At 34.7% G+C, this 21,562-nt stretch carries 20 protein-coding genes and 1 tRNA gene; 14 read left to right on the top strand and 7 right to left on the bottom strand.

The features are described 5' to 3' along the window. Positions 1 to 49: 49 nt before the first annotated feature. Positions 50 to 343, bottom strand: coding sequence for a hypothetical protein (locus ACMT7R_RS12540; RefSeq protein WP_415312294.1), 294 nt, complete (start codon positions 341 to 343; stop codon positions 50 to 52). 207 nt (positions 344 to 550) lie between these two features. Here ACMT7R_RS12540 and ACMT7R_RS12535 point away from each other — a divergent pair, with 207 nt between their 5' ends. The 6 genes from ACMT7R_RS12535 (at position 551) to ACMT7R_RS12510 (ending at position 5,032) form a co-directional block, all read left to right on the top strand. Beyond that, a complete protein-coding gene (locus ACMT7R_RS12535) occupies positions 551 to 1,024 on the top strand; it encodes a PUA domain-containing protein (RefSeq protein ID WP_415312293.1) in 474 nt (157 codons plus the stop codon). Between the two features lie 63 nt (positions 1,025 to 1,087). Then, positions 1,088 to 1,285, top strand: a complete 198-nt coding sequence (locus ACMT7R_RS12530) for a hypothetical protein (RefSeq protein ID WP_415312292.1) — start codon at positions 1,088 to 1,090, stop codon at positions 1,283 to 1,285. 97 nt (positions 1,286 to 1,382) lie between these two features. Next, entirely contained in the window at positions 1,383 to 3,191 is a 1,809-nt protein-coding gene (locus tag ACMT7R_RS12525; RefSeq protein ID WP_415312291.1) for an ATP-binding protein, read from the top strand. A gap of 68 nt (positions 3,192 to 3,259) precedes the next feature. After that, entirely contained in the window at positions 3,260 to 3,847 is a 588-nt protein-coding gene (locus ACMT7R_RS12520; protein WP_415312290.1) for a proteasome subunit beta, read from the top strand. Between the two features lie 361 nt (positions 3,848 to 4,208). Then, positions 4,209 to 4,883, top strand: coding sequence for a hypothetical protein (locus ACMT7R_RS12515; protein WP_415312289.1), 675 nt, complete (start codon positions 4,209 to 4,211; stop codon positions 4,881 to 4,883). Positions 4,884 to 4,926: 43 nt separating this feature from the next. Beyond that, positions 4,927 to 5,032: transfer RNA gene (locus tag ACMT7R_RS12510), tRNA-Arg, on the top strand. 451 nt (positions 5,033 to 5,483) lie between these two features. On the opposite strand, the gene ACMT7R_RS12505 is transcribed toward ACMT7R_RS12510, so the two are convergent. Next, entirely contained in the window at positions 5,484 to 6,539 is a 1,056-nt protein-coding gene (locus ACMT7R_RS12505) for a cupin domain-containing protein (RefSeq protein ID WP_415312288.1), read from the bottom strand. A 713-nt stretch (positions 6,540 to 7,252) separates the two neighbouring features. Between ACMT7R_RS12505 and ACMT7R_RS12500 the strand changes: the two genes are divergently transcribed. Then, positions 7,253 to 7,930 (top strand): O-methyltransferase, encoded by a 678-nt coding sequence (locus ACMT7R_RS12500; RefSeq protein WP_415312287.1) that lies wholly within the window; start codon positions 7,253 to 7,255, stop codon positions 7,928 to 7,930. Between the two features lie 298 nt (positions 7,931 to 8,228). After that, on the top strand, positions 8,229 to 8,447 hold the full coding sequence (locus ACMT7R_RS12495) for a hypothetical protein (protein WP_415312286.1): 219 nt from the start codon (positions 8,229 to 8,231) through the stop codon (positions 8,445 to 8,447). Between the two features lie 241 nt (positions 8,448 to 8,688). Here ACMT7R_RS12495 and ACMT7R_RS12490 read toward each other — a convergent pair whose 3' ends face one another. From ACMT7R_RS12490 to ACMT7R_RS12480, 3 genes are all read right to left on the bottom strand, one after another. After that, a complete protein-coding gene (locus ACMT7R_RS12490) occupies positions 8,689 to 9,846 on the bottom strand; it encodes a hypothetical protein (protein WP_415312285.1) in 1,158 nt (385 codons plus the stop codon). Between the two features lie 282 nt (positions 9,847 to 10,128). Beyond that, positions 10,129 to 10,641: a gamma carbonic anhydrase family protein gene (locus ACMT7R_RS12485; RefSeq protein ID WP_415312284.1), complete on the bottom strand. Its 513-nt coding sequence runs from the start codon at positions 10,639 to 10,641 to the stop codon at positions 10,129 to 10,131. An 89-nt stretch (positions 10,642 to 10,730) separates the two neighbouring features. Continuing rightward, positions 10,731 to 11,288: a TetR/AcrR family transcriptional regulator gene (locus tag ACMT7R_RS12480; RefSeq protein ID WP_415312283.1), complete on the bottom strand. Its 558-nt coding sequence runs from the start codon at positions 11,286 to 11,288 to the stop codon at positions 10,731 to 10,733. 463 nt (positions 11,289 to 11,751) lie between these two features. On the opposite strand from ACMT7R_RS12480, the gene ACMT7R_RS12475 reads away from it, so the two are divergent. Together ACMT7R_RS12475 and ACMT7R_RS12470 are read left to right on the top strand one after the other, a co-directional pair. Further along, positions 11,752 to 12,825 carry an NAD(P)-binding domain-containing protein gene (locus ACMT7R_RS12475; RefSeq protein WP_415312513.1) on the top strand — a complete coding sequence of 358 codons (1,074 nt, stop codon included), beginning with the start codon at positions 11,752 to 11,754 and terminating at the stop codon, positions 12,823 to 12,825. A 50-nt stretch (positions 12,826 to 12,875) separates the two neighbouring features. Continuing rightward, a complete protein-coding gene (locus ACMT7R_RS12470; protein ID WP_415312282.1) occupies positions 12,876 to 14,432 on the top strand; it encodes an MFS transporter in 1,557 nt (518 codons plus the stop codon). A 124-nt stretch (positions 14,433 to 14,556) separates the two neighbouring features. On the opposite strand, the gene ACMT7R_RS12465 is transcribed toward ACMT7R_RS12470, so the two are convergent. Beyond that, positions 14,557 to 14,832 carry a hypothetical protein gene (locus tag ACMT7R_RS12465; RefSeq protein ID WP_415312281.1) on the bottom strand — a complete coding sequence of 92 codons (276 nt, stop codon included), beginning with the start codon at positions 14,830 to 14,832 and terminating at the stop codon, positions 14,557 to 14,559. A gap of 588 nt (positions 14,833 to 15,420) precedes the next feature. Here ACMT7R_RS12465 and ACMT7R_RS12460 point away from each other — a divergent pair. From ACMT7R_RS12460 to ACMT7R_RS12450, 3 genes are all read left to right on the top strand, one after another. Continuing rightward, complete coding sequence (locus tag ACMT7R_RS12460; RefSeq protein WP_415312280.1) at positions 15,421 to 15,642, top strand: hypothetical protein; 222 nt, start codon at positions 15,421 to 15,423, stop codon at positions 15,640 to 15,642. A 430-nt stretch (positions 15,643 to 16,072) separates the two neighbouring features. Next, positions 16,073 to 17,950: a helix-hairpin-helix domain-containing protein gene (locus tag ACMT7R_RS12455; protein WP_415312279.1), complete on the top strand. Its 1,878-nt coding sequence runs from the start codon at positions 16,073 to 16,075 to the stop codon at positions 17,948 to 17,950. A 137-nt stretch (positions 17,951 to 18,087) separates the two neighbouring features. Then, the gene (locus ACMT7R_RS12450; RefSeq protein ID WP_415312278.1) at positions 18,088 to 19,293 is read left to right on the top strand and encodes a hypothetical protein; all 1,206 of its coding nucleotides are present in this window, start codon (positions 18,088 to 18,090) and stop codon (positions 19,291 to 19,293) included. A 455-nt stretch (positions 19,294 to 19,748) separates the two neighbouring features. Here the strand turns inward: ACMT7R_RS12450 and ACMT7R_RS12445 are convergent, their stop codons facing one another. Beyond that, complete coding sequence (locus ACMT7R_RS12445; RefSeq protein WP_415312277.1) at positions 19,749 to 21,026, bottom strand: MFS transporter; 1,278 nt, start codon at positions 21,024 to 21,026, stop codon at positions 19,749 to 19,751. Between the two features lie 272 nt (positions 21,027 to 21,298). Between ACMT7R_RS12445 and ACMT7R_RS12440 the strand changes: the two genes are divergently transcribed. Beyond that, positions 21,299 to 21,481: a hypothetical protein gene (locus ACMT7R_RS12440; protein WP_415312276.1), complete on the top strand. Its 183-nt coding sequence runs from the start codon at positions 21,299 to 21,301 to the stop codon at positions 21,479 to 21,481. Positions 21,482 to 21,562: the final 81 nt, after the last annotated feature.

Below are 21,562 nucleotides of genomic sequence, written 5' to 3'. Positions count from 1 at the left end.
TATTTATGAAGTTTGTGTCAATCGAAACGATATTTAGGTTCGATTAATGTTACTGATCTATAGGGTCTCCCTTACAATATACTATCCCGCTTATTCTACTATGAAAATTACTACAAACATAGCATTCCACAAAGCCAAGCTCCTTTTTGAAAACGGGACAATCTATTGATTCTAGTTTCATTCTCTTTAACATTTTTGGGCTAACTCCCTTTAGTTTTAATTTCCCCTTCTCATCCATCATCCCTGAGGCCTTCAGTTCACCTTTGGCTCTGTCGCTAATCTTTAGGGATTTTTCTACTGGCTTTATGGGAACTTCGTATTTTGTTCCTGCTGTTTCACTCATCTCTAATTATGTTATATTCCGACACAATTATTTATAAAAATTTTTTTAGAATACCTCGACACACATCTACTTTTTTTTATCTTATAGCGTGAGGAAGCTCAAAATCAACCGTGGGAAACTAGCCGATCAATAAATTCACAATTGCATGAATTAATACACCTTTATAATCTATAAAGAATTCAATAAATTTGTTTGAAAACATATGTAATGTCCAAGAAAGATACAGAGAAAATTTTGAAAATTCTTGAGAAAAGTTGGGAAAAAGTATCCATACCAAAGGTAAAGAATGTGAAAATATTCGAAATTGAGGAAAATAAGAGTATCTTGGTCATTGACAGCATGGTTGCGGTTTTAACAGCCAATGATTCCATATTACCATTTCTTGGAAAAACTGAAATCCTCGACAAATTCCCATCGGTTACGGTGGATTCAGGATCAATTAGATTCATTTGCAACGGTGCAAAGATTTTGAGACCAGGTATAGTTGATTTTGAGTCCTTCAAAAAAGACGACATAGTTGGAGTAAAGGACGAAAAATTTAAAAAATATCTAGCAGTGGGGCTAGCGCTTGAGGATAAAGATCGTGCCCATGGCATGGAAAAAGGACAAATTATAAACAATTTACATTATGTAGGAGACAAATTTTGGAATGCCTATAAGGAAATTTCTTTTCGAATTTAGAAATTGGTTTGGTCGTTATTGCCTAACTTTATCTTTATATAGCCAATCCAATTTTAAAATGACATGTTTACGGGAAAAATGACAGCAACTTGGCTTATCCTCTTGACGATAGCAGGATGCGCTGCAGTTCCAGTTTTGTTGATTTACTATACTACCGTGCATCCCTTTATCGAGACCCACCCTGCCCAATTGACAATAAAATTAGTTGATCTGGTTCCGCAAGTTTTGAGTTTAGTTCTAACCAATATTCCAGTATCTTAAATAATCCATGCGAGTCAACAAAAGTTAATAATTTGGTCAATAATTTCTTAATATTTGTTTAAATAATAATATATTTCAAGCTTATTATATCTTGACTATGGAATTAAAGGTTCACCCCTCATTTTTTAGAGAGTTTGCCACAAAGACTTGGATATCTCCCTATGAAATTGTACGTGAATTGATTGAAAACGCATTTGATGAAGATGCTACAAACGTCATCGTTACGGTATTAAATAACGGAAATATCATAATTGAAGATAACGCAGGAATGAATTCCGATTCTATGGATAAATTCTTGATATTGGGTTCTCCACATAAGGCGGAAGAAACTTTGTCACCAAACTTGAAAAGGTTAAGAACTGGAAGATATGGTACTGGCAGATTGTCATTTTTGACGTCCTTTGATCAAATGAAAATAAAGACTCGTAGAGATGATTTTAGCAAGTCAATTATTATTGATGGAAATACACTAGAGGAACTAATTAATGGACATGCAAAGTTAGGTGAACTCAAGGAATCAAAACTCAATAGGAACGGTACCGAAATCCTATTGAAAGGTCCAAAAATTACTGTCGATGTAAATAAGCTTGCAAAAGAAATCAAAAAATTGTCGATTCTAAAATATCCATTATTTGACGTTTATGTAAAATCTGCAGAAGATTTTAAAGAATGGGACTTGACTAATTCTCAGGTAATACGATCGCCGGATATTCAAGGATACAAGCTCAATGTCAACTTCGATGATCCTCGCATAACAGGGGAAATTGTAATAGCAAGAAGACCTTTGGGAGCTGATGAGAAAGGTATAGCGATAATGGTAGGCAATCATGTTGTTTTGAGAAGTACTTTTGGTTTTGAGAATAAACTGAACAGAGTTACAGGATATGTCAAATGTGATGCCTTAACATCAAGATTCGCCGATAAATCGGCGTTAATTGAGAATGATATCTATAATAGTTTTAATCAAAGTGTAAAATCATTCATCATAGATCAAGTGCTCCCAAGTCTAACTGAATACGAAGATGTTTTGATAACAAGGGAAGAATCGAAAATTTATAAAGAAATAGACAAGGTCATGGGCCAGGCCGTATTGGAAACTCTAGAGCCCGGAGAGGAAATACAAGGGTTTGAGTCTGTAGAGGTAACATCACATCAGCTAGAGAGCGAAGAAGGAGCAAGAGTAGGAGAAATAGCAAATTCTCTTGTTGATACAAACCAATACGAAGAAAATAGAAATGATTTTTCGTCTAGAGGTTCAGGGAGTGAATATCATCGTGGAATAAAGGAAGAAGATGAGAGAAAAACAAATCCATTGGGTTTAGAAAATACTTCTGGCTCCGAAGGTTCAGCTCATTCCACTCTTGCATCACCGTCGACTTCTAATTCTGATCCAAGTAATTATAGAAATGAGGGAAAATGGACGACTCAAAATGATATTAAATATCCAAATACAAGGAATGATGCAGCAGCAGCAACCTCGAATAATTACCCTGGCCAAAGTTCTATCAATGAATCTATGAACTATAGTAGTCAACAACCTGCAGATGTTGGAGCATCAGGAACTTCATATGAAAACAATCTTGTGAGAAAAACTGTTAGAAAGCCCATTCTAAAGAAAACCTTTACTCTCAAAAAAATTGGATACAAAGTAGTTCCTTATGAGGATGAAACCGACCCCAGGTATAGTTTCACAAATGAAAATATTGTATTTGTAAACAAGGCACACTCAACGTACAAGGTCGAGGCTGAAAGAGGAGATGAATTTCTTTTTAGACATATTACAAATATTGTTGCAGAGGTAGTGGTTGGGTCAAAGTATCCTGAAGCTAAAGATATTTTGGAAATTCAAAATAAATTGATTTCCGAAGCCATAAAAATCCACGACTACTCAATGTTGAAAAAATGAATCTAAAACGAGATAGAAACGACTAAATCTAACTCTTTTTTTTAATTTATTAAATGGCTTTTCAATTTATGCCCGGAGCAACAGCTGTAGGTATTACATATAATGATGGAGTACTTTTGGCTGCTGAGAAGAGAGTATCGTATGGCAATTTTGTAGTTAATAAGAATACTAAAAAAACCTTTAATGTTACTGATCATGTGGGTGCTGCATGTGCGGGTATGGTAGCAGATATGCAAGTTTTGGTTAGACAAGTAAGCGCATTATCAAAAATCAGAAAACTAGAAACTCGACGAAATGTTGAACCAAACTCAGTAGCAAAGTTGATGTCTGTGATAATGTTTGAAAGGAGGTATTTTCCGCTTTTAACTCAAGTAGTAGTTGGTGGAGTAACAACTGGAAAACCAGAAATATACACATTGGATCCATTAGGCTCCGTATTGCCAGACAGATATGCAGCTGTAGGAACAGGAGCTGAAATGGCTTTAGGAGTTATGGACGCAGAATTTTCAGAGAATATGGACGAGGAAAAAGCAACTAACTTGGCATTAAAGTCTATTCGATCGTCCATTCAAAGGGATTCGGCAAGTGGTGATGGTATAGACATATTGATAATCAACAAGAAGGGCAAGAGTGAAAACTCTTATCCAGTCCAATAATCGCCTTCGCTAAGAATTTATTGATTTATTTAGTCTTTTCCCAAAAGGGCGACTATATTTCTGCGAGAAAGTTCTAATAATTATAACTCATTTGAATAAACATCCTTAAATAAAAATATTCAAAAAACATTAATTCTTTCTAAATTAGATTAAACCTCAAAGTATTTCCGACAATAACATTCAAAGATTTGGCTATCAAGCAGTTATAAAACAATCAATACAAAGGTGAATTAGAACTATCATAAATTGTCATCTAGACTCGATAAATCACCAAGAATTGATCTAAATCCACAGTACAACAGAAAATTGATTAAAATATTACAAATATTTTTAATAAAGTATGTAGCAATAAGATTATAGAATGAAGACCCTTCAGATAGCCACCTTTGGTGATGACGATCAGGACGGTATTGCATTGGGGATTAGGAACTTTCCAATTCATCAACTTATACTTATTTGTTATTCAAGTGACGAAGCTAAAGCAAATGAATATTCCAAAAAAATGGAAGCAATAATAGGCATAGGATCAGAAATTATTCTAGTCGAGAAGGAAAATGTTGTAAAAGATACTATTGAAAGAGTCAATGAAGTATTGTTAAAGAAGAGTTTAGAGTACCATCAGATATTAATGAATGTGAGCTCGGGAGATAAACTGATAAGCTGTGCAGCGTTATCATCAGCTTTTATTAATGGTATTAAGGCATTTGCAATGGATCATGATCACACGGTGCCACTATTACTACCGGTCCTCAAGTTCAGTTATAGCGAAATCATATCTGATACAAAGATAAAGATCTTAAAAAGTATTGATAGTATTGGTGGAATGGTAAGCAGTTTAGAAGAATTAGAACAAATTTCTGGCTACGGCAAACCCCTACTAAGTTATCATGTTCAAGGCGGAAAAGAAAACAAAGGATTGGCTGATCTTGGATTGGTAGAAGTAGACAAAGGCGACAGAGGAAAAACTGTGATAAATATTACTACTTTAGGTAAACTCATGGTTACTTCCAACCTAGTAAACTCTTCTCAGCATTAATATTATGTGTGCTTTTTATTCATAGATTGATAGTTATTTCGCAGGGCTCGTAGCGCAGACCTTGTCTTTTTTTCATTACAAGGGCGCAGAATGGATAGCGCGGACGCCTCCTAAGCGTCAGGTCGAGGGTTCAAATCCCTCCGGGCCCGCTTTTAGGATTAGTGCGTATGTGGACGAGATATATTAACAGACCAAAAAATCATATATCTTTACTCAGCAAGACGGCTAACTACGACCGCTCTGTCCAAGGGAGTATTCAAAGATCTCTTCTTTGTATCAAGGAAAGAAAGAGTAAGCATGATATGAAAGAAACTCGAAGGATGATGACCTCGTGGGAGAAGCAAAGACTAGCTATAGAAAAATCATTGGTGAATAAACAAGATTAAATTTTTCGACAACAATATACACATGGTTAAGAGCAAGGGCATGGTGATATTGTTACTTAATTTATATATCACAAGGCATCATTATCTAAATGTTATTCATTTTTAGCATGTACAGTTTTCAATATTTAAATTGGCACAAGATTGGTCGTGGTTCATGAAGCAGGATAGAAAGTTTTTGTATAGATTTTAGCCGGTAAGACCAAAAAAAGCCTAGTCAATTTGTACCCGCAGCAATCAAAATGTTTTTCACCATACGTGGAAGACCATTAAAGTATTCTGTATTTTTGTTAAACACCGCTCCCAATGTTTCATTTGAGAAGGAACTCATCCCCCCAACTAGACCTAAAAATTGAGGGCTTTCATTACTAAAAAATGATGCTACGGCACCTCGATTTGAATTGTCAGAATTTTCCAGATAATGAAAATATCCTGCTGGAACAAAGAAAACTTGGCCTTTTTTCATCTCATTTGTCTCTATCTCATTATTAGGACCAAGTATCGTAAATCTCACTTTCCCATCAATGACATAGTTTAATTCCCCTGCATTTGGATGAGTATGGGGTTCTATTATTCCTCTTGGTTCCAAATCCAGTACAAAAACAGACAGCCCCTGGAGAATCGGAAAATACGGTGTACTGCCTAGTCTAGCAACTCCCCCAGGTGTTTGAATTTGTGGTTCCGTAGCCCCAAGATTAATCGTATAGGGATTTGACAAACTTTCACTACTTGTTGTAGGTTTAATACTATTATCAGCTAAATCTAATGGAGTCATGTCTATTAATTCATCACTAATTTTCTTGTCTTCTAATTGATTGAAAAATCCAGGTGATCTCAGCCCAAAAATGCTGTTTAAGACCTCTTTTGACAAAGATTGAACAGATGCAGCCAAACTTATGTCTGTCGGACGTTCAATATCGTGTATCATAATGACCTTCAGTTCTTCTTGTCCAATATTTTCGATATCGTGCCAATAACCTTTTGGCATAAAAGTCAATTGGCCCGGTTTCACGGCAAAAGTAAATTTTTGAGCATTTCCATAAATAGTCATATTTGCTTGTCCATTTAAACAATAATTCAATTCAGCCGAATTCACATGCCAATGAGGAGCTTGTATACCTCCTTTTTTTAGCCTTAGTAATGAACCAGCCATTCCCTTCAATATTGCAAAGTTATCCGCATTCATTCGAGACATGGTACCATGTTGACTAGCAATTTGAGGAGTCATTCCATCTAAATCAAATATCCAAGATGAGATTGTACTATCATTCACTTTCTCCCTTGATTGTTATTGTTATTAAATTTTATGCACTCTTTCGAATTTTATTTAGGGTAACTCGGTTTTTAATTTATTTGATTAGGGAAATATTTACGAAACCTCATGGATAATGATAAGAATTAGTTTTATTCATACGATATTCATCGTGAGCTTACATAGAATTGGCCAAGAGAGTCGTTTATATCGAAAAAGACTATCAATCATTGAGAATAATCATTCATTTCTCTTTTGAAGGCCAGCAACTATGGATTTTTTAATGACAAGATAATTAAAGATTACAGCTTATTGTTGTAATGATTACACGATATTTCCCACTATAAATTTTGTGTGTTAAGAGGGGTCTCTATTACTAATATATTTCACCTGGAAAAATGAAATGCAGTAAGTGAATGCACATATATTTAAGGGTATTATTGAAAATTAGTTCATGAAAATAAGATTTACAAACAATACCAGTGAATCACGCCTAGTCGATTATCAGAGTTCTATTCCTTGAATTATTTGTATTTATTCGTTATCAACTACAAAGGGATTAGAAAAATAGAAAATTTCACCCAATTAAGTTTAGACATTCGCTAGAGTAAGTATTTCGGAATAAGATACAGGAGTTTGCTAGCGCACTTTAATAAAGTACCAAAAATGGGTACCGATATTGGATTATAATTGATCAACTTCCTTTTAATAGCGGAATTCATTATTGTCATAATATGCCAGATTCTGAGATCAGCACCATTCAAACAAGGATTCTAAACATTCTAACTAATCTTGATCTGCAGTCAGAGTTGGAACGATCTGGTAAGTTAAAAATCTCTCATGAAGATTCAATGTTAGCAATTACAAATGATACCGGAAAATTCCTAAACTTCCTACTTTCAATTATTAACTGCAACAGAGTTTTGGAAATTGGAACATCCGTGGGATATTCGACACTATGGATGGCCCTCACACTCCTGCAGAATCATGAGAGTTTAGCCAACTTGAAAAAAAGTATTCTCACTATTGAAAATAATCCTTCCAAAATAAAAAGAGCAAGAAAAAATTTTGAAGAAGCTGGAGTTACGGATATGGTAGAAATAGTTGAAGGTAACGCATTAGACATACTCACTCAACTTCCAGAAAAAATGAAACATGATAAGTTTTGGGGTAACAAATTATTTGACTTTGTATTTTTGGATGCAGACAAGGAAAATTTGGTAAGATATTTTGATTTGGCGATGGCAGTGATGCGAAAAGGAGGACTAATTGTTACAGATAATATTTTGTTGCCCGAAAATTACAGACCAGCCATGTTAAAATACATAGATCACGTTAGGAAAAATAAATACGTCCGGTCAGTAACGGTACCCATAGGTTATGGGGAAGAGGTTAGCTTGAAACTAAATTGAATTACTATTTAGATATTACAAAAAATTTGAATCTATTTTTCTATTGATCCGGACAAGTACTATTGTGGAAAAAATCATGTGGATAAATGTCTCTTGTGAGAAAAAATGTCAATAGTAGTATGAACAACCGCCTTCTTAAAATTTGCTTAGGCATAATATAGAGATCGACACTAACTAGGTTCAAAAATATTTTTTCTTGTTTATAGATTAAAGGTATTTATATGAATTTTCTAACCTTACTAGGAGTAAATTAGGCATGGTTTTGAAAAGATATTAATTTGAACATTTCAATATCGATATGCCGAAAATTGTTAAGATCAATAAAGAGAATGAATCATTGACAATTGAGATTACAAGATCGGAGCTTGCAGATCTAATGGATTCGGTTGAATGCATGACTGAAAAGGAACAAAGAAAATTGTTGGAGAACATACCATCGACTGAAGAAGGTAGAGCAAGGTTGGATAGATATAAAGCTATTAATGAAGATCTGAAAAAGATTTTCGAACATAGATAATTTACAAATGAGGCGAATACAAGAAACCAATATTAAAATAACTTATTTTTTGGACCAACACTAGCAGGCTAATTTTTGTTCCTAAATATAGTAAATAAATGGGGAATATATTTTACAATTGTATAGCTTGAGCCAGTTTATAAATTCACAAAATTAAAGATCGAATAAAAAAATGTGGGGTTAAGAATCTAGACTAGATTTCTTGTTCTAGTTATGACAACCCTATCTATACAGAATTAAGTTAGCTCTGTGGAGATACTGGTGTTTCAGTTGCTGTACTAGTTGTAGATTCTCCCAACGGAATTACTGGCTTTCCAGTTTCTGTGGTGGTGCCTGATCCACTTTGTGGGGCGATCATCCTAGATTCATCAGAGCTGGATTTGTTGTCGTCGTCATCAGAGCTGGATTTGTTGTCGTCGTCATCAGAGCTGGATTTGTTGTCGTCGTCATCAGAGCTGGATGCACTTTCATCTTCGCTAGAGCTGGATGCACTTTCATCTTCGCTAGAGCTGGATGCACTTTCATCTTCGCTAGAGCTGGATGCACTTTCATCTTCGCTAGAGCTGGATGCACTTTCATCTTCGCTAGAGCTGGATGCACTTTCATCTTCGCTAGAGCTGGATGCACTTTCATCTTCGCTAGAGCTGGATGCACTTTCATCTTCGCTAGAGCTGGATGCACTTTCATCTTCGCTAGAGCTGGATGCACTTTCATCTTCGCTAGAGCTGGATGCACTTTCATCTTCGCTAGAGCTGGATGCACTTTCATCTTCGCTAGAGCTGGATGCACTTTCATCTTCGCTAGAGCTGGATGCACTTTCATCTTCGCTAGAGCTGGATGCACTTTCATCTTCGCTAGAGCTGGATGCACTTTCATCTTCGCTAGAGCTGGATGCACTTTCATCTTCGCTAGAGCTGGATGCACTTTCATCTTCGCTAGAGCTGGATGCACTTTCATCTTCGCTAGAGCTGGATGCACTTTCATCTTCGCTAGGACTGGATGCACTTTCATCTTGAGGACTTGATGCACTTTCATCTTGAGGACTTGATGCACTTTCATCTTCGCTAGAGCTGGATGCACTTTCATCTTCTGAAGGTGTTGTTTCTGTTTGTGGAGCCTCAGCATTGTTTACTGGAAATACTAGATCAATTCCTCCGAGGGGATCAGTTACTGCTGATTCATCTTGACTAGAAGAATCACCATTGTCGGATGACTCTCCGTCTGATGATTCAGAAGAGCTTGATTGATCAAATGGGAATAATTCATCAAAGCTAAAACCTTCCTTGCCTCCTCCAAAAAGACTATTTATGTCGAAATTTAATCCACTAGTTCCGTCTGATTTTTGCGCTAATACGTCTTGATTTATGATTGTTGTTGTAGATGTACCTGATATCACCACTACTAAAAAAATTAATAGCAGATTAAATGGCATAATCTTCATCATTAGGGAAGATTCAACTTTATGTCATAAAGCAGTTTGATAACTCATTACTCCATTAATGGTACAACAAGATGTTTAGTAAAAAATTTTGAAATAAGAATAGCTTTAATACTTACAGAATTAGGTTCTATGATAAACTAGGGGTCACTATATTAATTAGGGTTGATTACCAAAGTTCAAAGTTATCTGACGAATTAAAATCAATTTGTACACAGAAAAACTAGAGTTGTTAATACTCTACTATATACTCAAATATTGTCTTGATAATTTCACATAATTGTTTGACAACTCCGCTATCCATTCTCTTTCCTTATCATTAATGTCACGAATCTCTTTTGCTGGGAGTCCACCCCACAATTTTCCTGATGCTATTTTGGTCCCGGGTTTGACCATCGAACCAGCCGCGATAATAGACCATTCCTCGATTTCACATTGATCTAATACAACTGATCCGATCCCTATCAATGAATTATCAAATATTGAGCAACCGTGTAATATAACCGAATGTCCGATAGTAACATTATTTCCAATTATTGTAGGATACTTATTAGTAGTAACATGTACTACACTATTGTCCTGAATATTAGTGTTAGATCCGACACGGATATTAAATACATCTCCTCTTACAACAGTCCCAAACCAGACAGATGACATAGATCCTATTTCTACATCCCCTATTATCATTGAATTTGGTGCAATAAAACAGTCGGAATTTATTCTTGGAATTTTATTCTTAAAAGGTAGTAAAGACATATCAAAAGTACATTTTCAATTAGATATAAATTATGATATAATGACTGTGGATCGTTATCCTGTATAGATAGTTTCTATTTGATTTGATCTTATTCAAGTGTTGACAATATGGTTCTAATTGTCACGGCCCATATTTTCTTGTTAAACTCTTCAGGTATTCCTAACAAGCTCCCAGCAGTTATACCATCAAATAATGAAACCAGACCAGAGGCAAGATATTCAGGGTTGGAATCTACTTTCAAAAATCCCTTGCTTATTTGATGCTGCAAATAGTTTTCCACAACTTTAATAATTTTTAATCGGTGTTTAATCAATATTTCTTGTAATTTCGGATTACGTGTAGATTCTGATAAAGCTTCAAAGAAAACCTTAGCAGTGCCCTCTTTTTGAATTTTTTGAAAATTCTCGTAGAATAACTCAGCATTAGAAATCAGATCATTTTTGCTGCTAGTAAATAGCGTGTCCAATTGTATTTTTAATAATTCAAGACTGTCATCACATAGGGCGTGGAAGAGATCTTCCTTACTATTGAAATAATTATACAGGGTACCCTTACTAACATCGGCGGATGACGAGATCTCATCCATCTTGGTCCTATCAAATCCATTTTTAGAAAAACGATCCACTGCAGATTGAAGTATTCTCACCCGGATTTCTTCTCTGTGTTGAGATGTTACCTTTGGACACATAAAACTATCATCTAACAGTTAATTTGTTCGATGTTCTACTGACAAAGTGGTAATCTCATGATATGGTAGGAAAGTAATAGCGTTAGCCCTAGTTTTATCAATGGAAATGATATCAATAAAATTCAAAAGCATAAATAAAATAAAAATCAAATGCAAAGTCTTAGAACTGTGAAATCTATGCATAATAGAAGTTAAGAAATAGGCATTAATAAACCTGTCTGACCAGTCAGTTTAATTTATTAAGGAGTGGAATGAAGATTATTTATGGATTCACAGTCAGAGAAAGATGTTCGAGCTTTAGACGAAATGCTTTTTGAGCTGTTTAGACATAATAATAAACATATTAATCAATTTACTGCTAAAAGTAAAATAATTCAAAGTAATCACCAATATCCATTTAAGCCAAGCAAGGTAGCTTGTTATCGGCCTTGGCCAACTTGGTCTTCCAGTTGCAAAATATGTTAAAGAGCATGGGTTTGATACGTTTGGTTATGATATCAATCAAAAAGCCATGCAGTCAGCTGAAGCCAGCTACGGAATTAAACAAGCTACAAACTTTGGTGACTTTGACGTACTAATAATATGTGTATCAACACATCGACCAGATGATATGTTTTCACCACAAGTAGATAGTCTAATGTCTGTGGTAGAAAAGATATCAAGAGAGGCAAAGAGTGGTGCACTAATATCCATTGAAAGTACAATACCAAAAGGTACTTCAAAGAGAGTCTTTGAGAAACTAGATCACAGGCTCCATGTGGTACATGCACCTCACAGATGGTATGCATTAGAAGAAGAAATTCACGGTGTTAATCAACTACGTATTGTTGGTGGTGTAAGCAATTGTTGTCTGCAACATGGACTGAACTTTTATGATGGTGTAACAAACAGAAAAGTAGTCGAATCTACTAATAATAATACTTCTACTAACGCTAACTCGATGAATGAAAACGACGACGTTACTATTATACCTAATTCTTCCGTTAGTACAGATCGTCATCCGTCAAAAGCAATTACATCAAATAAGGTAATGGATTTAGTAGGTAAGACAGACTATCGAATTAGTACAGACCCAGTTAACGATGATAGAGATCACTATGCAGGTAATAGTACTAGTAACATCAATCTAAAGCAAAGCCTGGGTATACCAATGCATCCAGTCTCTTCAGTCGAGGTAGCCGAACTAACAAAGATTGTTGAAAATGCACACAGATATCTTCAGATAGCATTTGCAGAAGAACTATACCTCTACAGTAAAGCAAATGGCATTAGTTTCTCAGAACTACGAGAATCACTTAATACCAAATGGAATGTCGAAATACTGGAACCAAGAGATGGAATAGGAGGTCACTGTCTACCCAAAGATACAAAGATGTTTATCAATTCATCTAATACGATAAAAAGCAAGATTCTACAAGCAGCCATGGAAATAGATGAAGATTATAGAGAGTATAGAAAAAAAATGGACAGCGAAATTAGAATACCAGTAATCTGATTTCTTTTAATTAAAAATTTACCATTTTGTAAATCACAGGTTATCTTTAAATGAGAGACTCAGAAATAGGTTCTCCAGACAGAATAAACAAATCTGCATGGACCATGCTTGCGATTTTGGGTTCAACCATCCTAATCACCATGTATGGAGAAACGATGTTGCTACCCGCAATTGGTGACATTATCGAGGAGTTTGATATTTCCTATAGCACTTCATCATGGATACTAACTGCTTATTTGATTTCTGGTGCAGTAATGACTCCCATTGCAGGAAAACTATCAGATATTTACGGTAGGAAAAAAATGGTGTTAATAATCTTTATAATCTATATTATTGGGATCGCATTAGGAGGGATTTCCAATAATATTTACATGTTAATTTTGGCACGTGTGATACAAGGAATAGGAATATCGATGTTTCCAATTGCATTTGGAATCATCAGAGACCAGTTTCCGGTGTCAAAGATAGCTATAGGAGTAGGTATTTTTAGCTCCATGTTCGCGGCAGGGTCGGTCGTGGGTATGGCAATTGGTGGTACAATTATAAAGAACTTTGGATGGCAGGCCACATTCTTTACAATTATCCCAATTGCCATTATCCTGTGGGTGGTCATTCAAAAAAGCATCGGAAATGATAATCGTTCACAAGTTATCAAGGAAATAAATTTAGAAGGAAAGGAGGAATATTCTTCTAACCTAAAGAAAAAGTTGGGAACCATCAGTCGACGAAGAAAACAACACATTGACATAAAAGGCGCAATTTCGTTGGCTTTTACAATTTCTGCTTTCCTGTTAACATTAACATATTTTGCAAACGTTAATAGTGAAGATCATGAGGCTACATCCACCGACTTGATGATTTTAATGGCTTTGATTGTTTTGACTATTGTCTCAATATTGACATTTGTTGTAGTTGAGAAAAGAGCAAAAGAACCCTTGATTCCCCTCAGATTGATCACAGATAAAATTTTACTTCCTTCAAATATCATTTTACTTGTGTTTGGCATCACGATGTTTATGGTTTATCAAACAATTCCCATATTGGTAACTAGTCCGATCCCTTTTGGTTTCGGTGGTGATGCCATTCAAAGTGCAATGGTCCAACTACCTTTCATGGTAGTATTCTTAATATTTGCACCTTCATCAGGTTTTATCGTTTCCAAAATTGGAAACTTTAAGCCTATCATTGTTGGGAGTATCTTGACAACAATAGGATTTGCTAGCTTGTTTATGTTCCATTTGGATGAGTTAATGATTGCAATAAATTTAGTCGTGATATCTGCTGGTTTATCCCTCACTCAAGTAGGAGCTTTCAACATTACATTACAGCACACCCCTTATCAATTTAGTGGAATTTCAATAGGTATTTCCGTCGTACTGGTATTAATGGGCAGTTCGATTGGTCCAGTGATAGCAACTACGTTTATGCAGACATTCCAGGATCCTACTAGTGGAGCAAATATAGAATCATATCCATCTACATTATCCTATAACCTAATCTTTTTGACTGCAACGATTATATCATTAGTATCATTTCCATGTATGATACTATTGAGAAAACGAACATTGAAAGCTATTGTTAGCAAAGTAGATGACTCAGATAATTAGAAAAACTCTCAAAAATCTATTTATGAAATGATCATTATTGAGAAAAAATTGATAACATTAACAGTAGTGAATCTCGAAATTGAAAATTGAGAGAAAAAAATGACATGAATTGATGATTATGTTTTCATGTGATTTGAACAAAAATGTTAAGTGGGACCCCTCCGGATCTTAATCCGATTCTAAGACTGCCGTCCTTATAAGCGACATCCCCAATACTATCTCTGAGTCCCCTGGAGGCAAAATGCAGATGATTGCTCTGTAATTTTAGCACGTAGATACCATCACTCTCGTTATGATATCCCGAAAGAAATTGCATTTGTTTTTGTTCAATTAGTTCATCAATTTCTCTACACACAGGTTTCAATAATTTCCAAGCAATTTCTTCATCTATCGATTTCATAATCAGTTTAAATTTCTCAGGATATCCCTTATTATTGTTAATATCATAACAGGTTAAGTTATCAATTTCTTTTTTTTAGAAAGAATATTTCAAATATATTCAAGATATTCATCTCAGATATTACTCATGGTAACTTCACTTAATCCATCTTAAATTAATTTTTAGCGAATTAGGAATGGAAGTTGGATAGAGCCGGTACAAAATTATGTTTGCTGCAGATATTGTAACCGATATCACGTAACACAATATGATCAGTTATATATTATGACTTTTACATAAATACAATACCTAAATAATTTAATCTGTAGAAGTAAAGTTCCTCATGAATAACAAGCGCGTCAACCCAATTGACTGGTATAGAAACTTCTTTGAACATAGCATTAGTAATAGAAGAAATATCATCAATTTCTTTAGATTGGACTTTTTTAAGGAATTCATTAGCATGGACGAGGAAATGGAAAGAATTTTTAATTAATTCAATGAGGCAAAAAACAACCCACCTAAAGAATTAGTGAGAGAATATCAAACACAGGATGGAAATAGGGAAAGAAAAATTGGCCCCATTGTTTTTGGATATTAGATGATTACTTGGCCAGATGGCAGACCTACCGTTGGAGAGTTTGGAGATATCAAAAAAATAAACCTTCGCAAGGTAGCATCAGCAGAAATTTCATTGATGGAGAGGTAGGACAAAGTATCAGGAGAGAAAGGGAACCTTTAGCGGACGCTAATTTGACAGAAAAGGAAATTAAAGTGATTTTAAAAATGCCCGGTGTCAAAAAAAGAAGGTATAAAGCTTATCCTGTCTGACGACACTTTAGAAATTTATACAAACGATAGACAAAGAAAATACAGAAAAAACAATAGGTGTTCCTCCGGATATGGACACAGAAATAATGATCTACTTACACAAATGGAATATAAGAGATATCTTTAAGGAAAAAAATGTACTTGGAACAAAAGGAATTGAAATTGAGAGTGGATGATAAAAAAACAAAATACTTTTTGCTTTTTTCAGAATAAAAGATTACTAAGTTTCAGGTTTTTACCGAGTTTATACATTATGTATAAAATCTGAAATATTTAGATTCAGTCTTTGAATAAAATACATCATCATAACTAGCTAATGTGATTTGTCCAAAGGTTATGGGCTTTTTAAGAAATTTTTAATGAACTGACCCCCTATAGATCATGAATTTACGGGGCCATAAATTTAAGACACGGTTGTCTTAAACGTAGAGTGACAATAACCAATGCAGAGATCTCAAAGATGCTTCGCAGGATTGCATTTTTACTTGAGATGGATTCAAATAAAGACGATAAAAATATAAATTTTAAGAACAAAGCGTATTTACGAGCAGCTGACCAAATTGAAAATCTACCTGTTCGTCTAGAAACAATTTACAAAGAAAATGGTTTGATCGGTTTGTTGCAAATTCCATCAATTGGCAAGGCAATTTCTTCTAAAATTGAGGAATATTTAAACACTGGTAAAATTGAATACTATGAAAAATTACAAATCAAATATCCTATAGATGTCGATGACTTTTTGGGGTTGGAAGGAATTGGTCCCAAAACTCTTAAAGAGATCCTAGATACTACGACGATTAGGAATCTAAATGATCTAGAGAGCTTAATAAAAGAGAAAAAATTACGAAGAATACCGGGATTTTCTGAAAAGAAAGAGATTAATCTCCTAAAGAAAATTCAATCCCACCGTATAGGTAAGTCAAGATTTTTGTTGGGAGATCTGTTCCCAATAATCAACCAAATTGAAAACTATTTGACAGGAAATGAGAAAGTTTCAAAGCTCATTGTAGTCGGATCTTTTAGAAGAATGAAGGAAACAATCGGTGATATAGATCTGTTGGTAGTATCAAAGCATCCATCCGATATAATTGATGATTTAATAACTCTGCCTGAAATTGAAGAAATCCTGAGTCGAGGAACATCAAAGGCTTTTGTGAGATTAAAAAATGGAATAGACCTGGATATGCTAGTAGTTCCTGAGGATAGTTTTGGCTCAGCATCATTATATTTTACTGGAAGCAAAGAACATGGCATACAACTAAGAAAATTAGCTCAAGGGCGTGACTACCGCTTAAATGAATGGGGTTTATTTGATAACAAAACAGGACAGAAATTGGCTGGCGACTCCGAAACTGAGATCTATAACTTGCTAGGTTTAGAGTGGATACCACCCGAAATGAGAGAAAACCACGGAGAAATTGAGATGGCCAAGAGACACTCTAGACCATGGATCAACAAGATTCAGAACCTAGTAGAATATGAATCCTTGAAAGGGGACCTCCAAGTCCATTCAAACAATACCGATGGTCAATTGTCCATTGAGGAAATGGCGTACTTTGCTAAAACAAAATTTCATTTAGATTATATCGCAATCACAGATCATACAAAGAGTCTGGCCATTGCCAAGGGACTAGACGAACAACAACTACTGGATCAATTAATCAAGATAAATGAAATAAATGATCGAATAAAGTCGGGAGATTTTTTTGTCGAAGAAAATAGACCAAAGAGCAATAGAGATCGTAATAATTATCTCAAAGAGGCAGGAACAAAAAATTTGAAAGACAATAGAAATAAGGACGACAAGAAATTCAGAATATTGGCAGGTGCGGAAGTGAATATCCTAAAGGACGGTTCTCTGGATATTTCAAATAATGTTTTGGATAGGCTTGATATAATTGGTGCAGCAATACATTCGAACTTCTCTCTGACAGAGGAAATACAAACTGAGAGGTTGATAAGGGCTGCTCAGAATCCTAGCGTGGATATAATATTCCACCCGACTGGCAGAATTATCAACAAAAGAGAAGGTTATCCGGTCAACATTTCGAAATTGCTTTTCACTGCCATGGAAACTAACACAGTATTGGAAATCGATGCACATTACAATCGACTCGATTTAAAGGATGAATTCATAAGGATGGCAACAGATACAGGAGTAAAAATGGTTATCGATTCAGATGCTCATCACTCACTGCACTATGCATTTTTGAAATTTGGAATTGCTCAAGCCAGAAGAGGTTGGGCAGAAAGGGATGATATACTAAATGTATTGCCAGTAAGTGATTTATTGAAAAATTTAAAATAGACCAACAAAATTATTTTCAATTTCTCTTCATTTAACGCAGTTAGTTAATAAAAGCTATCAGAAAAATCTTGATTGGATTTTTCAATGATCTTGATTTAAATTCAAATAAGTACGTCTGTATATCTACTTACCTCCCGATGCCATCAAGAAGTAGTATCGAAGTAAAAGAAAAGATAAGACAAAATTGGAACAAACTATTGAGAGAAAATCTATTAGACGTTTCAGAGAGTTTGTTAGGTGGATCACCACCTTCTGTTTTTGTTGGAAGCTATTCCTATCCCAAGGTGAACATTGGACCTCTGGTTTCAACCAAGTGTGGGGATGTCAAGTTTTTGGATCATCCAGAGGAATGGACGGGACTTGAACTAGAAGATCTGATAAGCAATAGGCTATCTTTGATTCGGGGAACAAGTTTGGCTTCTGCAATTGTAGATGTAAATAACAACAAATACGTAGAATTGCTGCAAGAATTGGCAATGGCAAATAAATCCATTAATATCGAAGTAAAATTTGATAAAAAACCCACTCTAAGATTTGAAGAGATAGATAATTCTTCAGTAACAGACGCAGATTCTGTACAGTTTGGACTGGTATCAAAGATGGAGGGGCTAAGGATTCCTGCAGCAATCAGTGTCGATAAAAGAATAGAAAAAGTATACTATGATCAGGATTTGAATGCAAATGAAGCAGTCAATATGCTCTACAACAAAGGTACGGAAATTAGTAGACTGAGCAAGATCTTGAGCATAGGAATGCTTGGAACCAAAAAGAGGAGGAAATTGGTTCCCACAAAATGGAGTATCACTGCAGTAGATCAAATCATATCTGCGAATCTAATTAAAAAGTTAATAGATTATTCTTCGTTAGATAATTTTCACTTATATCGGTATGCACATTTAGGAAACGATTATGCAATCATTTTGATTCCAGACCTGGTATGGAGTTTTGAAATGCATGAAGCCTGGATTGACAATGATGGCAAAGTAAGTATAGAATCAGCAGCAGAGATTTCTGGTTCACCGAAAAATTATCCAAAAATAGGAGGATCTTATTTTGCTGCAAGGGTTGCAGTAACCGAATATTTGGAACGGCATAGAAGGAAATCAGCAGCAATAATCTTGAGGCAAATTCACCCTGACTACGTATTACCTGTTGGAGTATGGCAGATTAGGGAAGGTATCAGAATGGCTATGAAAACCAAAGGTGAAATTTTTGACAGTCTCGACAAAGCAATTACTCAAGCTTGTGTAGGGATGAACATTTCCAAAAACGAGTGGACAAGCAATAGTGCGATCATAAATTCCATTAGACAACAAAGAAGAATTTCAGAATATATTCACTAAAATTAGACCAATATTATTAGCACTAATAATTTTGAAGTGAAAAAATCAAAGATTTCATAATATAACGATAAAAAGATATAAATAGCAAAAACCCTAACATATAAATATATATACTTCCTGTTCATAAACCGATAATTTACTTTCATTTTAATAAAAACAGAACTGGTGTCACTTGCGACACAAAAGTATAATTAATTTCCCTTAATATATCTATACCAGATTGCACTTATAAATACAGAATTATTAAAAACATAATAAGATAGAAAATTAATTGAATTAAAAGATCACTTCTAATTTCTCTTCTCAAAAAATAAACAAAACGAAACAACATTTTTAATATTAGCTATTTCATTTTTCTTAATGTTGTAACTAAAGTAAAACTAATCGGCAATTCCTTGCATCTGATATAGATCAATAGTTAAAGTGAAAGCAAAAATATCAAATTTTATTCATATTCAATACTTGATTTTAATAATTGGAATTATGAACGCAATTGTCAGCAATCCACCGATTATCCATGCAGTAGAATAACCATATGTCTTTACTAATATAGAAAACAAAAGTGGAACCCAAAAGGCACCCAAAAGTGATAAACCATTAACGAAACTGACTGATAAGATCTCATAGTTAGGAAGGTTTAATTTCTCAACAGCTATCCTCCTAGCCATGGTGTAGGGAATTACAAAACCTCCTGATGCAAATATACCAATAAGAATAATTCCAGGAATTAGGATAGAAATGTTTGTAAATGAGAAAAGAATGATGTTTGTAGAAACGAGTATCCCACAAAAAAGTAATAATGCAGTTTCACTTTTTTTCCATCTTTTTTTTATCAAAAGATCATAGAATTTTCCAAAAAATGGTGCAAAAATGACATTTACTATTAAGATCATGACCCCAATTCCACCCGCGATCGTGGACACAACATCAAATTCGAATTTAAGAAATATTACAATAAATGTTGAAACTAAAGCCCAGCCAATTTGGATCCCAAGAAGAGAAAGCGCAACTAAAATCATTGATTTATCTAGCATCAAAGTTCGCAAACTACCCAAGTTAATCTGAAAACTAGAGAGTGGATTCTGTTCTGGTAAAATTTTTGAACTTTCTAATGTCTGTTCTTTAATCTTGCAATGTGGCTCATGGTTATTGACATCAATCTTTGATGTTTGTCTGAATATAGCGTAGTATAATAACAATCCGCTAATAATACCCAATATACCACTGAATAGTAAGCTCATTCGCCATCCGATGATTTCAGCAATGATTATCCATCCAAATATTCCTACAATTCCTCCTAATGAGTGGGCCGAATTCAAAATTCCTATACCAAAACCATCAGATCCTTTACCCAAATACCTCGAAATTAAAATTACACTAGGTCCAAAGAAAAATGCCATTCCTACACCAACCAAAAATCTCAAAAATACCATTTGACTGATCTCCGTTACTAACCCAGACAAAAGTGAGGAAATGGATAGCAACATTGTTCCAAAAACTATTATTAATCTGGGATCGTACTTTGCTGCTAATATCCCTGCAGGAATTTGAAATAATCCTATACCAATTAGAAAGGCTGATGTGATTAGTCCCAACATTGAAACGTCCTGACTAAAATCAATCATGATTAAATAAAAAATTGAAGATATATTGAACCAATTAACAGCATATAATATTCTTGCAAGTACGATTGAAAATACCGATAGAGATAATACTTGCTTTATAAACGGCATCCCAATGTACAGACGTATTTGAGTATATATACATCTTGTAAAAAATTACGTTTGGTAAAAATTCGTTTGAATGACAAGATTTGCCTTGGTATAATAAATTTCTTTTACGGATCATTATACTCCATACAATCAATTCTACTGTAAAGCCAGATCCGGAAGGAATAGACAAATTGTCACTGCTAGCAGGGACAGAATCTGAACTTAAATATATCTGAATTTATTTTTAATAATTGATGGAATGTCCTACATGTCTAGCCCAATTTCATTCAAAGATGAACAACGCAGTTGTTGGAAAGAACAAAAGGAATGTAAATATTTTTGTATACTTTCAATTATGTCCTGAATGTGAAGAGCCAATAATAGGAGTTAAAGAAGCCGTGAAGGGTGAGATTTATATGAATCCTAATGATACCGAGGGACTTTTGTTGTTAAAAAAGGAACGCAAGCGAGCATAGACGATGGTAGGGAAATATTATCAGGTGCACTAAACTGATACCAGTAGAATAGCATGATCTAACCACATCCTTTCAATTCGA

Source organism: Candidatus Nitrosocosmicus sp. FF01, from assembly GCF_047711275.1.
GTDB lineage: Archaea > Thermoproteota > Nitrososphaeria > Nitrososphaerales > Nitrososphaeraceae > Nitrosocosmicus.
The sequence above is the reverse complement of the archived record's forward strand: the minus strand, read 5'-3'. Positions and strand labels throughout refer to the sequence as shown.

What these genes read in the sequence shown, in the direction of transcription:
- ACMT7R_RS12450 (WP_415312278.1), top strand. Translation starts at nt 18,088, where the DNA reads ATGCCATCAAGAAGTAGTATCGAAGTAAAAGAAAAGATAAGACAAAAT.
- ACMT7R_RS12470 (WP_415312282.1), top strand. Translation starts at nt 12,876, where the DNA reads ATGAGAGACTCAGAAATAGGTTCTCCAGACAGAATAAACAAATCTGCA.
- ACMT7R_RS12440 (WP_415312276.1), top strand. Translation starts at nt 21,299, where the DNA reads ATGAACAACGCAGTTGTTGGAAAGAACAAAAGGAATGTAAATATTTTT.
- ACMT7R_RS12465 (WP_415312281.1), bottom strand. Translation starts at nt 14,832, where the DNA reads ATGAAATCGATAGATGAAGAAATTGCTTGGAAATTATTGAAACCTGTG.
- ACMT7R_RS12540 (WP_415312294.1), bottom strand. Translation starts at nt 343, where the DNA reads ATGAGTGAAACAGCAGGAACAAAATACGAAGTTCCCATAAAGCCAGTA.
- ACMT7R_RS12485 (WP_415312284.1), bottom strand. Translation starts at nt 10,641, where the DNA reads ATGTCTTTACTACCTTTTAAGAATAAAATTCCAAGAATAAATTCCGAC.
- ACMT7R_RS12445 (WP_415312277.1), bottom strand. Translation starts at nt 21,026, where the DNA reads ATGCCGTTTATAAAGCAAGTATTATCTCTATCGGTATTTTCAATCGTA.
- ACMT7R_RS12515 (WP_415312289.1), top strand. Translation starts at nt 4,209, where the DNA reads ATGAAGACCCTTCAGATAGCCACCTTTGGTGATGACGATCAGGACGGT.
- ACMT7R_RS12520 (WP_415312290.1), top strand. Translation starts at nt 3,260, where the DNA reads ATGCCCGGAGCAACAGCTGTAGGTATTACATATAATGATGGAGTACTT.
- ACMT7R_RS12525 (WP_415312291.1), top strand. Translation starts at nt 1,383, where the DNA reads ATGGAATTAAAGGTTCACCCCTCATTTTTTAGAGAGTTTGCCACAAAG.
- ACMT7R_RS12535 (WP_415312293.1), top strand. Translation starts at nt 551, where the DNA reads ATGTCCAAGAAAGATACAGAGAAAATTTTGAAAATTCTTGAGAAAAGT.
- ACMT7R_RS12530 (WP_415312292.1), top strand. Translation starts at nt 1,088, where the DNA reads ATGTTTACGGGAAAAATGACAGCAACTTGGCTTATCCTCTTGACGATA.
- ACMT7R_RS12495 (WP_415312286.1), top strand. Translation starts at nt 8,229, where the DNA reads ATGCCGAAAATTGTTAAGATCAATAAAGAGAATGAATCATTGACAATT.
- ACMT7R_RS12500 (WP_415312287.1), top strand. Translation starts at nt 7,253, where the DNA reads ATGCCAGATTCTGAGATCAGCACCATTCAAACAAGGATTCTAAACATT.